At 74.0% G+C, this 12,288-nt stretch carries 11 protein-coding genes; 7 read left to right on the forward strand and 4 right to left on the reverse strand.

The window, feature by feature from the left end:
• Positions 1-525: 525 nt before the first annotated feature.
• Positions 526-1,455, forward strand: coding sequence for an SDR family oxidoreductase (locus OIB37_RS31420; protein ID WP_330460987.1), 930 nt, complete (start codon positions 526-528; stop codon positions 1,453-1,455).
• A 187-nt stretch (positions 1,456-1,642) separates the two neighbouring features.
• Here OIB37_RS31420 and OIB37_RS31425 read toward each other — a convergent pair whose 3' ends face one another.
• Complete coding sequence (locus tag OIB37_RS31425) at positions 1,643-3,151, reverse strand: dienelactone hydrolase family protein (RefSeq protein ID WP_330460988.1); 1,509 nt, start codon at positions 3,149-3,151, stop codon at positions 1,643-1,645.
• Positions 3,152-3,249: 98 nt separating this feature from the next.
• Between OIB37_RS31425 and OIB37_RS31430 the strand changes: the two genes are divergently transcribed.
• Positions 3,250-4,185, forward strand: coding sequence for a helix-turn-helix domain-containing protein (locus tag OIB37_RS31430; protein WP_330460989.1), 936 nt, complete (start codon positions 3,250-3,252; stop codon positions 4,183-4,185).
• Between the two features lie 262 nt (positions 4,186-4,447).
• On the opposite strand, the gene OIB37_RS31435 is transcribed toward OIB37_RS31430, so the two are convergent.
• The 3 genes from OIB37_RS31435 to OIB37_RS31445 all read right to left on the reverse strand — a co-directional run bounded on the left by OIB37_RS31435 (position 4,448) and on the right by OIB37_RS31445 (position 7,179).
• Positions 4,448-5,224 (reverse strand): VOC family protein, encoded by a 777-nt coding sequence (locus OIB37_RS31435; RefSeq protein ID WP_330460990.1) that lies wholly within the window; start codon positions 5,222-5,224, stop codon positions 4,448-4,450.
• A gap of 167 nt (positions 5,225-5,391) precedes the next feature.
• Positions 5,392-6,276 (reverse strand): MBL fold metallo-hydrolase, encoded by an 885-nt coding sequence (locus tag OIB37_RS31440; protein ID WP_330460991.1) that lies wholly within the window; start codon positions 6,274-6,276, stop codon positions 5,392-5,394.
• A 96-nt stretch (positions 6,277-6,372) separates the two neighbouring features.
• Entirely contained in the window at positions 6,373-7,179 is an 807-nt protein-coding gene (locus tag OIB37_RS31445) for a hypothetical protein (protein WP_330460992.1), read from the reverse strand.
• Between the two features lie 235 nt (positions 7,180-7,414).
• On the opposite strand from OIB37_RS31445, the gene OIB37_RS31450 reads away from it, so the two are divergent.
• From OIB37_RS31450 to OIB37_RS31470, 5 genes are all read left to right on the forward strand, one after another.
• The gene (locus OIB37_RS31450) at positions 7,415-7,540 is read left to right on the forward strand and encodes a putative leader peptide (protein ID WP_330460993.1); all 126 of its coding nucleotides are present in this window, start codon (positions 7,415-7,417) and stop codon (positions 7,538-7,540) included.
• A 148-nt stretch (positions 7,541-7,688) separates the two neighbouring features.
• Positions 7,689-8,612: a glutathione S-transferase C-terminal domain-containing protein gene (locus OIB37_RS31455; protein WP_330460994.1), complete on the forward strand. Its 924-nt coding sequence runs from the start codon at positions 7,689-7,691 to the stop codon at positions 8,610-8,612.
• Positions 8,613-8,979: 367 nt separating this feature from the next.
• Positions 8,980-9,102, forward strand: a complete 123-nt coding sequence (locus OIB37_RS31460; protein WP_330460995.1) for a putative leader peptide — start codon at positions 8,980-8,982, stop codon at positions 9,100-9,102.
• Positions 9,103-9,466: 364 nt separating this feature from the next.
• Positions 9,467-10,666: an LLM class flavin-dependent oxidoreductase gene (locus OIB37_RS31465; protein ID WP_330462042.1), complete on the forward strand. Its 1,200-nt coding sequence runs from the start codon at positions 9,467-9,469 to the stop codon at positions 10,664-10,666.
• Between the two features lie 23 nt (positions 10,667-10,689).
• Positions 10,690-12,093 (forward strand): NtaA/DmoA family FMN-dependent monooxygenase, encoded by a 1,404-nt coding sequence (locus OIB37_RS31470; RefSeq protein WP_330460996.1) that lies wholly within the window; start codon positions 10,690-10,692, stop codon positions 12,091-12,093.
• Positions 12,094-12,288: the final 195 nt, after the last annotated feature.

A 12,288-nucleotide genomic window follows, 5' to 3' on the forward strand; every position in this document is an offset into this window, starting at 1 on the left:
CACGTGTGAGGGAGCGCGCGGAGTTGTTCGGGGGGCGGGTAAGAGTGCGAAGCGCGCGCCGGGCACACGCCGACAGCATCAGCGGTCGGCATATGTGACAAGCGCGCGGAGCCGGGTGCGGGTCCTTGCGGACGTGTTCGGGGGCGGGCGGCCCTGTGGCGGGCGCCAACGTGCTCGCACGCGCCCCCCATTGCGCGCCTCGCGCGCTCCTGCGGACGCTCGACAGGCCTGCCACGATCGACGCGGGCGGGTTCGGCCTCCGCCGTGACGGCCGGCTGCGGGCGGGCCTTGCGGCGAGGGGCGCGACGACGGCTGTGGGCGGGTCTTGTGCGGCGCGAGGGGTGCGAGCACAGCGGTCACGGCTGCCACGGCGGCTGCGACAAGGGCTGCGACAAGGGCTGTGGCGACGACTGCGGCAGGGGCTGTGACGGTGGCCGTGACGGCGGCTGCGACACGGGCTGCGACAAGGACTGTGACGGTGGCCGTGACGGCGGCTGCGACACGGGCTGTGACGAGGGGGGACGCATGGCGCGACGATGGCTCGTGACGGGGTGTTCTACGGGATTGGGGCGGGCGCTGGCGGCTGCCGCCGCCGAGGCCGGTGACCTGGTGGTCGCGACGGCCCGGCGGCCCGCCGTCCTGGAGGATCTGGCGGCGCGGTTCCCGGACCGGGTGACGACGACGGCCCTCGACGTGTGCGATCCCGGGCAGTGCGAAGCCGCCGTGGCTCATGCGGTCGACCGGTTCGGCGGGGTGGACGTGCTGGTGAACAACGCCGGAGCAGGCCTGTTCGGAGCCGTGGAGGAGGTGACCGACGACGAACTGCGCGCCCAGTTGGAGATCCTCACGGTGGCTCCGTGGCGCCTTGTCCGGCTGGTGCTCCCGCTGATGCGCCGTCAGGGCCACGGCCACATCGTCAACGTGTCCTCCCTCGCCGGACGTACGGGGTTCCCGGGCCTCGGCGCGTACGTGGCGGGCAAGTACGCGCTGGAGGGCATGAGTCAGGTGCTTGCGGTGGAGGCCGAGCCGTTCGGGATCCGCGTGAGCGTGGTCGAGCCCGGCGGCTTCGCCACCCGCTACGGCGCCGCCCTGGCCGAGGCCGCCACGCGCGTTGCCGCCTACGCGGAGATCACGCAGGACATGCGGGCGGGGCTGCGGGACATGGAGGACAACCCCGCGCTCGGCCGGCCCGAGACGTTCGCCACCCACGTCCTGCGGCTGGTCGCGGCCGACTCGGTACCGGTGCGGGTGCCGATCGGCGCCGACGCCTTCGCCTTCCTGGAGGTGGTCGAGGAGGCCGCCCGCGACGAACTGGCGAACGCCCGCACCTTCGTCATGGGCCCCGCCGCGGCGGCGGCCGGCACGGCGGAGGCCGCCGCCATGACGGAGGCGGCCACCGTGACGGTGGCGCCCACCACGACGGAGGCGGCCACCGTGACCGCGCCGGTCATCTAGGGGGTGTCGTTTGGGTCAGGTCGGATCAGGCCGCGGTGTCCGGTGCGGTGCCTCGCAAGGCGGAGGATCTGCCGCGTACTGGACGTACTCGGCTGATCCGACAACGCGGCGAGGTGCCGGGCGTCGCGGACCCGAGCTGATCCAAACGACACCCCCTAGGGGGCGGCGGCCGCCGCGCACGCCGTGTTCAGCGCAGCAAGTGCCGCAGGACCGCGCTGTGGGCGGCCCGTACGGCGCGGCGGGAGTCGTCGGTGTGGTCGGCGACGTCGAAGCCGTGGTGGCCGTCCGGGACGTCGATGGTCTCGATCCGGATGCCGGCGGTGCCGGCGGCGGCCAGGAACTCCGCCACGGTGGCCGCGATCGGCGCGTGTTCCAGGCCCGCCCGGGTGAGGACGACCGGCAGCTCGCCGGCGGTCCGGACCGCGTCGACGGGACGGAACCGCGCGTCCACGGTGTTCCAGCCGGGAAGCGGCGCCAGGACCGGATAGCTCGCGGCGACACAGCGAAGCCACGGCGGTGGCGCGGCGAGCCAGTCGGCGGCGAGCAGCCCGCCGCCGGAGAAGAACCACAGGGCGACACGGTCGGCGTCCACCCGGGGGTCGGCGCGGACGAGTGCGACGGCGGCGGCGACGTCCTCGGCGGCCCGCGCGTAGGCGGTGAGGTCGTGCAGGCCGTGGTCGACGGTCACTCCCACCGCCCCCCGGCTCGCCGCGTACCTGGCGTGGCCCGTGTAGTGCGGCCAGTCCCGGGGAGTGGGGCGCGTCCCGGCGGGGACCGGACCGCCGTGGACGAACACGACGGCGGGCCTCGGCCCGTCCGCGTCCGGCAGGAACAGGTCGACCGCGCCCGTCCGTTCACGCGGACACTCCGGGGGCGCCAGCACGAACGGCTTCGCGGAGAAGGGCTGTTCGTCGCCGCTCACGGTGATCCGGTGTCCCTCGCCCGCTGCCGCGGCGAGCAGAACGGCCGCCAGTCGGTCCGGTACGGAGAGCATCGGCCAGTGTCCGGTGGGGAGTTCGAAGAAGGTGACCCGGGGGTCGGCCAGCGCCCGGAAACGCGGCGGACCGGACCGTACGAGGGCCTCGGCCATGGCGATGGTCATCCCGGACGCGGTGCAGAACACCCCGGTGGTCGCCGCCGCGCCCGCCGCCCCGGTCAGCCGCAGCGGCTGGACGAGGGTGCCGGACGGCTGCGGCGCGGCGTTCCGGTCCAGCAGATCCAGAGCCCGCGCCGACAGCCCGGCGGTGCTGCCCCAGCGCTCCCACTCGCCGGACTTCGGCGCGGGAACCCGCCCGCCGTATTCGGCCGGGCCGTCCGGACGCAGCATCCGTTCACGGACCTCCTGGTCCGGGACGAGCGCCAGGGCGGCGTCACCGTCCTGCGGCACACCGGCGTCGAGATGGACGATCCGGCCGATCCGCTCCGGGCGGCGGTCGGCCGCGCCCAGCACGGGGTGGATGGCGTAGTCGTGGCCGACCAGCACCAGATCCGGTGCGTCGAGGTGGTCGATCAGCTGCACCACGTCCTCGATGTGCGTCTCCAGATCGGTGTCCGGCCCCGCCAGATGGCGCCGCTCCCCGAGCCCCGTGAGGGTCAGCGGACAGGCCTGGGCCCCTGCCTCGCGCAGCCGTCCGGCGGTCTCCCGCCAGACCCAGCCACCAGTGAAGGGGCCAGAAACCAGTACGAACGTCGTCATGTTCGCCTCCTCGCGTGGATCGGGTCCGCGCGGCCGGTCCTAATGGTGGTCCGCGCTCGCGGGTACGGTAGGAACTCCCCCTGAGGGAGGTTCAAGTCATGTCCCCTGAGGGGCTGTTGACCATCGGCGAGCTGGCCGAACGCGCGGGCGTCACCGTGAAGACCGTCCGCTTCTACTCCGACCGCGGACTGCTGCCCGCGACCACCCGCAGTTCCGGCGGCCACCGGCGGTACGGGCCCGAGGCGTTGGACAGGCTGCGGCTGATTCGTTCGCTCCGCGCCCTCGACCTGCCCGTGCCGGAGGTGGGCCGGGTACTCGACCAGGGCGACGGGCTGACGGGGGCCCTGGAGGACGCCGTCGACGGCCAGTTGCGCGCGCTTGGCTCCCAACTGACCGCTCTGCGCTGGCGTGAGGCCGCCCTGCGGCTGATCCGGGACTGCCCCGCCGAGGACCGCGCCGACCGGCTCCGGCTGGTCGGCGCGGTGTCCACCCCGCCCAGTACGGCGGCACTGGCGCGCTTCTGGCGCGGGGCGCTCCCCGTCCGGCTGTCGCCCCGGCTCGTCTCCTCGATTCTGGACTACGCGGTCCCGCGGCCGCCGGCCGATCCGACGCCGGCCCAGGTGCTGACCTTCGCCCGGCTGCACGCCATCGCCACCGCGCCCTGCCCGGCCGGCGACCCCCGCCGGGCGGCGGGCAACCGGACCGACGTCGTCCGCCACCCCGACGTGCTGTACGACGGCCTCTTCGACGCGTACACCCTGGCCGCCGCCGGCCTGAAGGCCGACCGGACACCGGAGCGGGGACAGGCGCTCGACTGCTTCGTCGCGGCCCACGCGGACGCGCGCGGCCTGCCGGACAGTCCCGGCTTCCGCCGCAGGCTCAGCGGCATGCTGGCACGGGGTACCGATCCGCTGATCGACCGCTACTGGGAGCTGACCGGTGAGCTGACCTCCTCACCGGAACCTACCCTCGGAGCCGTGCACGCGTGGCTGCGGTCCGCACTGCACACCGATGTCACCACGAGGGCGGGCTGACGAGGGCGGGCCGACGGGGGTACGGCGGTCGACCGAGGCGGCGGTCGCGGCGGTCGGCCGGGTGCGGCGGCGGACCGGCCTCGGCGCCCGCCCGGGCGCGGTGACGGGCTCCGGGGCGATGCCCGGCCACCAGCCCCACGGTTGCCGCTCGCCGCTCGCCGCTCGTCGGCCTTCGGCCGACGGCCCAAGCAGGGCGCCCACGGTCCAAGCGGACGCCCAAGGCCCGCGCGGGTCACCCCACGGACCGGTCAGGTCACCCGTGTCAGGACTGGTGCGGATTCGGCTTCAGCACCGCGAAGATCGCACCGCCCGGGTCCGCCAGCCACGCCACGCGGCCGCCGTCGGGCACGTCGGTGGCCGGGAGCAGTACCGTGCCCCCCTCGCTCCGTGCCGTCGTCACGGCGGCGTTCACGTCCATGACGGCGAAATAGGGGACCCAGCGCGCCTCGTGGCGGGGGTCCTGGAGCGCGGCCACGCCTCCGAAGGAGGTGTCCTGTTTCTCGTCCTCGGTCCGGGAGCTGAGCACCTCGTAGGTCATGTCGGTGTCCTTCATCTCCTCGGAGCGCCAGCCGAACAGCCCCTCGTAGAAGCGGATCGCCGCGACCGGGTCGGCGACGTACAGCTCGATCCAGACCAGCGCGTCGTTGTCGGAGACCCTCTCCAGGCCCGCCGCGGACTGCAGGACGGCGAAGTGGGCGCCCTGCGGATCGGTGCACTGGGCCATCCGGCCCTCACCCACGTTCTGCGGCCCGCAGCGCACACGGCCGCCGCCGGCGGTCACCTCACGGACGGTGGCCTCGATGTCGTCGGTACGGAAATACGTCATCCACGCCGGCCGGGCCCCTTCCTCGGTGAGCGGTCCGAGGCCGGCTGCCGTCCTGCCGTCCTTGCGGAAGAAGCCGTAACCGCCCGCCTCCGGGCCCGCGGACACGAACTCCCAGCCGAAGACGGCGCCGTAGAAGGCGACGGCCGCCGCGGTGTCCGGACTGCCGAGATCGATCCAGAAGGGTGATCCGGTGGGGAAGTCGGTGCCGAGCATGGGGGGTGCCTCCTGCGAGTCCGGTACACGGACCCGTCACTATGCCGACCACCGGGGCCGCCGCTCGGCACACCGCCCCGCCCGGCCCGCCCCTTTCACCCTGGGTGGGTACGGCATCCGCGCCTCAGGGGGATGTACGTCGCCTCAGGAGGATGTGCGTTCGCCCGTCAGGATTGCGGGCACAGGACGAAGTCGTCGTACGCCCGCCGGGTGAGGTCGTCGCCCAGCTCGGTGAGTGCCGCGCGGATACGGCGCAGATGGTCCGGGGTGAGCTGGAGCGGGGGCTCGTCGGGCTGGTAGGTGGTGCGGACCGGGTAGTCGACGCCCGGCTCCGTCGTCATCTCGATGTGGCAGCCGAGCACATGGGTGACCGGGCGCCGGCCGGCGAACTCGATCAGGCGGTCGATGCTGCGGGTGAAGGCCGGGACGTCCTGGATGTAGAGGCGGCCCGGATAGACGCTGTCGCCGGTGAGCAGGAAGCCCGTGGCGGGGTCGTAGTAGGTGACGGCCGCCTCGTGGTGGCCCGGGGTCGCCAGACACTCCAGCACCCGGCCGCCCAGGTCGACGCGGGCGACGGCGTCCGGGTCCGTGTCGAAGCCGAAGTACGGCCACGCCGTGCCGAGGTCGGCCCCCACCACCGTGGTGTCCGGCCGCCCCGTGAACTGGCCGTCGCCCGCCACATGGTCGCCGTGCCCGTGTGTGTGCAGCACGAGCAGCTCGTAGCCGTCCCGGGGGTGCCGGGCGAGCCGGGCGGCGATCAGCTCGTCGACCACGCGGCGCAGCGGGAAGAACTCGGCGGACTCCGTGGCGCCGGTGTCGATCAGCACCGCACGGTCCTCGCCGCACAGCAGGAACAGGAACGGCGCCTCGTAGTGCACCGCCATGTTCTGCCGCAGGACGTACGTGTCCTCGTCGTGGGCGTGGACCTGGATGTCCGGATCGGTGTTGTGCTTGGCCGACGGTGAGCCGTGGATCCAGGAGACGTCCAGCGGGCGCCCGCGGGGAGTCCCGTCCGCGCCAGGGGAGTCGGTCAGGTCGGCGCCGGCGTCCACGGCAACTCCTCGTCTCGCGGCCGGGGAAGCCGTACCCCAGCCCCCCGCCGGGACGCTACCACGCTGGTCAGCGGCCCTGCCCGGCAGCCGGGACGGTCAGTCGAACATGCCCGGGTCCGCGGGCGGAGTCTTGCCGGCGAGGACGTCCTTCAGCCGCTTCGCGCCCTGCTGGACCGCCGTCTTCGTACTGTCGTGGTCGACCTCGGAGGGCCCGCCGTTGGTGACGGTGATGCCCGAACCGCCGACCCGGACGACCGCCATGTCCAGGGCGAGCGTGACGGGCTCGCCGCCGGCGTTGCCCTGCACGGTCATGGTCAGACCCTGCCGGGCATCTCCCGCCTTCGGCAGCGACATGCTCACGACGTCCACCGTCCGCTGTTCACCGTCGGCGCCGTCGACGGTGAACCGGTCGCACTTCGCCGTGGCGTTCTCGACCCAGTCCAGGGACTTGTCCAGCGCCTTCTCGCCGTACTCGCCCACCTGGTACAGCAGCCTGGAGTCGCCCTCCGTGAAGCCGGTGAGCGCCGACGCGCCGGACGGGCGGCCCAGCACGGTCTCGTCGTACACGCTGTCGAGCAGCTTCTGGCAGTCCGCCGCGTCGGCCTTGCCGGTCAGGAACGCGGCGACGTCGACCTTGCCGGTCAGCAGCTTGTCGCGCCAGCTCGCCGCGTCGTCCACCTGCGTCCAGGCGTCCTCGATGTCCGCCTCGGTGATCAGCGCGGCCTTGGCGCCGTCCTTGGTCAGGCTGGGCGACGGCGACGGCGACGAGGCCGCCGCGGGCCGCTCCACCGCGGGCGTGGCCCGCGTGGACTCGTCGTCGCCCGCGCAGGCCGCGGTGACCAGCAGAGCCCCCGTCGCGAGGGCCGAGGCGAGAACACGTGCGGTTCGGGGCGGGCGGTTCATCGCGGCGGCCTCCTCGGAGCGCGGTACGTGCCTCCACGTCACCATCCGCCCCGACGCGCGACCAGCCACGCCGGTCCGTTCGGGTGAACACCCGTGTGGCACGCACCTGATGGCACGCACCTGGTGGCGGCCGGGGCGCCCGCGGGCGGGTTCCAGGCGTGGACACCCTCTTGACGCGGTACGGCGCCGGATCGACACTCCAGGGAGGGAACCCTAGTGAACAGGTAGGGAAACGATGCCGCGCCTGAAGACGGTCACCGGTCCAGCGGGCCGCACGCCGTTGCGCGCCCCCCTGCTCACCTCCCGCCTGCACATCGACCTGCTGCGCGTCTGCAGCGCCATCGGCGTCTCCGCCGGCTGAACCGGGCCCCTGCGGCCCCGCCCCCGGCGGCACCGCTCTCCACCCGCCGACGCCGCCTTCCGCTCGCCGACACCGCATTCCACCCGCCACCCGCCGCGCGCACGTCCGCATGCCGGCACGTCCGCGCGCTCTCGCCCCGGGGAGACGCATGTCTGTCGCACCGCCCGCCGCCGTCCCGTCCGTCCCCAGCGCCGCCGCCTTCCGGGGCCGGATCGGCCGGGATCCGCGCGGCGGCCACTACGCCGTCCCGCACCGCTACCGGCTCCATCTGTCGACCGCGTGTCCCGACGGCCTGCGCCTCGCCATCGGCCACAGCCTCCTGCGCCTCGACGACAGCTGTCCGGTCACCTTCCTGCCCGCCGTCCCGGACCGTCCCGACAGCGGCTACGCCGCACTGCGCCCGCTGTACGAGGCCGGAGCTCACCACTACACCGGACCCGCCTCGGCGCCCGTGCTCAGCGACGACTGGTCCGGACGCATCGTCAGCACCCACACCCCCGACATCCTGCGCGACCTCGACCGCTTCGCCCCGGACGGCCGCGCCCACCTTTACCCCCGTGGCTGGGAGTCCACCATCGATGCCGTCGAACGGCTCTGCGCCGAGGGCATCGAGGAGGCCGCCCAGCGCGCGGGACGCGCCGGAGCGCATCCTGGCGAACGGGCCGCCGCGCTCGACGTGCTGCTCGACACCCTCGGCCGGCTGGAGCGGTCGCTGGCGGGGGAGGAGTACCTGGTCGACGGCCGGCCCACCGCCGCCGACGTCGAACTGTGGGTCTCCCTGGTGCAGCTCGACACCGTGCACCGCTACCACCTCGACGCCTCCGCCGTCCATCGCGTCGCCGGCCATCCCGCGCTGTGGTCGTACGCCCGGCGCCTGGCCGCCCACCCCGCCTTCGGTACGCATCTCGACCTGGACGGCATCGCCCGGCGTCACCACGGCCACTGCCAGGGCCTCGAAGCTGCCGGAGCCGCCGTGCAGATCCTGGACTGGGCCGGACACGCGGCGGAGATCCCCGGCCCCGCGCGCAGGCGGGAGCCGTCCTCGCGCGTCCGTTTCCCGCACGGCAGCTGACGCTCCGGCGCGGCCGCCGGCCTTCCGGCGGCCCGCCTTCCGGCGGCCGGCCGCCGCACAGGAATCCGGTCACCGCACGGAATCGGGTCACCCGCACCGGAATCCGGTCACCCGGCCCGGGAGCACGCTGCGGGACCGGGACCGGGACCGGGAACGGGAACGGGAACGGACCACGGGCCCGGGAAGAGACGAACTGCGGGCCCGGGAAGAGACGAACGGACCGCGGGGCAGGGAGCATTCGCCTCAGCCGGGAATACCCGCCGCGACCGGGAACACCCGGCGGGGCCCGGACGTTGGGACAGACGACGAGACGCGCGAGGCGCCGCTCACGCGGCCCGCATCGCGCCGGCGGAAGGGGGTGACGGACATGACGCAGGACCTCGCGCACGCGCCGTGCCCCCGCCTGCTGAAGACCGCCCGCTCCGTCGTGCTGCACTCCCGGCCCCACATAGATCTCCAGCGCGTGGCCGGCGCGCTCTGTCGCCTCTGACCGGTCATCCCGGCCCGCCCCGGGCCGCGGATCCACTCGCCCCGCAGCGCCCGTTCCGCCCAGCGGCAGCCCCGCCGTGCCCGGACACCGTCCGCGCCCGGCGCCGCTGTGCCCGCCACCGCCGTGCCCCGCCGTCCGCGCGGGGCGACGCGCCCTCGTCCGGACATCCAGGAAGGCGTCACCCGTGCCCCCTGCTTCCCCTACCCCCTCCACTTCCCCTACCCCCTCCACTTCCCCCGCCCCCTCCACTTCCCCCGCCCCCTCCGCATCCCCCGCCCCCTCCGTATCCCCCGCCACCCCCGGTTCCTCCGCCTCCGCCCCTTCCTCCGCCCCTTCCTCCGCGCTCCTCCACCTCGCCGTCGCCCTGGAAGGCACCGGCTGGCACCCCGCCTCCTGGCGTGAGCCGGTCGCCCGGCCCCGGGAGCTGTTCACCGCCGGGTACTGGGCCGCACTGGTCGCCGAGGCCGAGGCCGGTCTGCTCGACTTCGTCACCATCGAGGACGAACTGGCCCCGCAGTCCACGCGTTTCCTGGAGCCCGACGCACGCACCGACCAGGTGCGCGGCCGGCTCGACGCGGTCCTCGTCGCCGCCCGCGTCGCACCGCTCACCCGGCACATAGGCCTGGTCCCGACCGTGGTGGCCACCCACACCGAGCCGTTCCACATCTCCAAGGCCATCGCGACCCTCGACTACGTCAGCTCCGGCCGCGCGGGCCTGCGAGTGCGGATCAGCGCCCGGCCGGACGAGGCAGCGCACTTCGGCCGCCGCACCATCCCCCGCATCGACGCCTACGACAGTCCGGCCGCCCAGGAGGTGGTGACCGATCTGTTCGACGAGGCCGCCGACCACGTGGAGGTGGTCCGCAGGCTCTGGGACAGCTGGGAGGACGACGCCGAGATCAGGGACGCGGCCACCGGCCGCTTCGTCGACCGGGACAAGCTGCACTACATCGACTTCGAGGGCCGCTTCTTCAGCGTCAAGGGACCCTCGATCACACCGCGCCCGCCGCAGGGCCAGCCGGTGGTGACCGCGCTCGCCCACCAGACGGTGCCGTACCGGCTGGTGGCCCGCCAGGCCGACGTCGGCTACGTCACCCCGCACGACACCGCGCAGGCCCGCGCGATCGTCTCCGAGATCCGTGCCGAGCAGGACGCGGCGGGCCGCGCCGAAGAACCCCTGCACGTCTTCGGCGACCTCGTCGTCTTCCTCGACGACACGGCCGCGGCGGCGGAGGCCCGCAGGGGGCGCCTCGACGCCCTCGCGGGCGAGCCATACGCCGGTGACGCCCGCGTCTTCACCGGCACCGCCACCCAACTCGCCGACCTGTTGGAGGAGTTCGCGGAGGCGGGGCTCACCGGTTTCCGGCTGCGACCCGCCGTCGCCGGCCACGACCTGCCCCGCGTCAGCCGGGACCTGGTACCCGAACTGCAGCGCCGGGGCCGCTTCCGTACCGCCTACGAAGCGGGCACCCTGCGTGGCCTCCTCGGGCTCGCCCGCCCCGCCAACCGTCACGCCCCCGGGCGCTCGGCTTCGCCCGTGCCCGCGGCGACCCCCGTCGCCTGAGCAGCCGGAGAGGAACGTACGTCATGAGCAAGCCCAAGAAGCAGATCCATCTCGCCGCGCATTTCCCCGGGGTCAACAACACCACCGTGTGGAGCGACCCGGCGGCCGGCAGCCATATCGAGTTCAGCTCCTTCGCGCACTTCGCCCGGACCGCCGAACGCGCCAAGTTCGACTTCCTGTTCCTCGCCGAGGGCCTGCGGCTGCGCGAACAGGGCGGCGAGATATACGACCTGGACGTCGTCGGCCGCCCCGACACCTTCACCGTCCTCACCGCGCTGGCCGCCGTCACCGAACACCTCGGCCTGACCGGCACCATCAACTCCACCTTCAACGAGCCGTACGAGGTGGCCCGCCAGTTCGCCTCCCTGGACCACCTCTCCGGCGGCCGCGCCGCCTGGAACGTGGTCACCTCCTGGGACGCCTTCACCGGCGAGAACTTCCGCCGCGGCGGCTTCCTGCCGCAGGAGGAGCGCTACTCCCGCGCCCGGGAGTTCCTGGCCACCGCGAACGAACTCTTCGACTCCTGGCGCGGCGACGAGATCCTCGCCGACCAGGCGACCGGCACCTTCCTCGCGGACGCCGAGGCGGGCGCCTTCGCGCACCGAGGACAGCACTTCGACATCCACGGCCGCTTCAACGTCCCCCGCTCCCCCCAGGGCCGCCCGGTCGTCTTCCAGGCCGGCGACTCCGACGAGGGCCGCGAGTTCGCCGCCGCCGACGCCGACGCGATCTTCAGCCGGTACGCCACCCTCGACGAGGGCAAGGCCTTCTACGCGGACGTCAAGGGCCGGCTCGCCCGGTACGGCCGCCGGCCCGACCAGCTCCTCATCCTGCCCGCCGCCACCTTCGTCCTCGGCGACACCGACGACGAGGCCGCCGAGCTGGCCGGCGAGGTGCGGCGGCAGCAGGTCAGCGGAGCCACCGCCCTCAAGCACCTGGAGTTCGTCTGGAACCGCGACCTGTCGGCGTACGATCCGGAGGGCCCGCTGCCCGACGTCGACCCGGTGGTCGCCGAGGAGCACATCTCACGCGGGCGCGCCCAGGTGCGGATGTACCGCGACCCCGTCGCCATCGCCCGCGAATGGCGCGAGCTGGCCGAGGCCAACAAGTGGTCCATCCGCGACCTGGTCATCAACACCGGCAACCGGCAGACCTTCGTGGGCTCCCCGGCCACCGTCGCCCGCACCATCGACGCGTTCGTGCAGGCGGACGCCGCCGACGGCTTCATCCTCGTCCCGCACATCACGCCCGGCGGCCTCGACGTCTTCGCCGACCAGGTCGTCCCGATCCTCCAGGAGCAGGGCGTCTTCCGCGCCGACTACGAGGGCACCACCCTGCGCGATCATCTCGGTCTCGCCCACCCCGACGCGGACGCCGGCGCCGGGCGGCGGGGGCGGGGGCGGCTCGCCGAGGCCGCGGCCACGTGAATCCGCCGGGTCCCCTTCCGGTGACCGCGGGGCCGGTCCCGGCGCGCAGTGCGGTCGGGAGGGCCGCCACGTCCGCCCGGTTCTGAGGCCGGGGCACAAGGTACCCGCGGCACACCGGTGTGGCGGCGAAACGTCTCCCTCCCCCGAAGGAGGCGTTCCGCCGCCGTCCCCCGGTGCCGGACTGCGGTTCCGAGA

It is taken from the genome of Streptomyces sp. NBC_00820 (genome assembly GCF_036347055.1).
Lineage (GTDB): Bacteria > Actinomycetota > Actinomycetes > Streptomycetales > Streptomycetaceae > Streptomyces.

Coding starts and splice junctions, on each gene's coding strand:
- OIB37_RS31420 (WP_330460987.1), top strand. CDS start 526: ATGGCGCGACGATGGCTCGTGACGGGGTGTTCTACGGGATTGGGGCGG.
- OIB37_RS31425 (WP_330460988.1), bottom strand. CDS start 3,151: ATGACGACGTTCGTACTGGTTTCTGGCCCCTTCACTGGTGGCTGGGTC.
- OIB37_RS31430 (WP_330460989.1), top strand. CDS start 3,250: ATGTCCCCTGAGGGGCTGTTGACCATCGGCGAGCTGGCCGAACGCGCG.
- OIB37_RS31435 (WP_330460990.1), bottom strand. CDS start 5,224: ATGCTCGGCACCGACTTCCCCACCGGATCACCCTTCTGGATCGATCTC.
- OIB37_RS31445 (WP_330460992.1), bottom strand. CDS start 7,179: ATGAACCGCCCGCCCCGAACCGCACGTGTTCTCGCCTCGGCCCTCGCG.
- OIB37_RS31450 (WP_330460993.1), top strand. CDS start 7,415: ATGCCGCGCCTGAAGACGGTCACCGGTCCAGCGGGCCGCACGCCGTTG.
- OIB37_RS31455 (WP_330460994.1), top strand. CDS start 7,689: ATGTCTGTCGCACCGCCCGCCGCCGTCCCGTCCGTCCCCAGCGCCGCC.
- OIB37_RS31460 (WP_330460995.1), top strand. CDS start 8,980: ATGACGCAGGACCTCGCGCACGCGCCGTGCCCCCGCCTGCTGAAGACC.
- OIB37_RS31470 (WP_330460996.1), top strand. CDS start 10,690: ATGAGCAAGCCCAAGAAGCAGATCCATCTCGCCGCGCATTTCCCCGGG.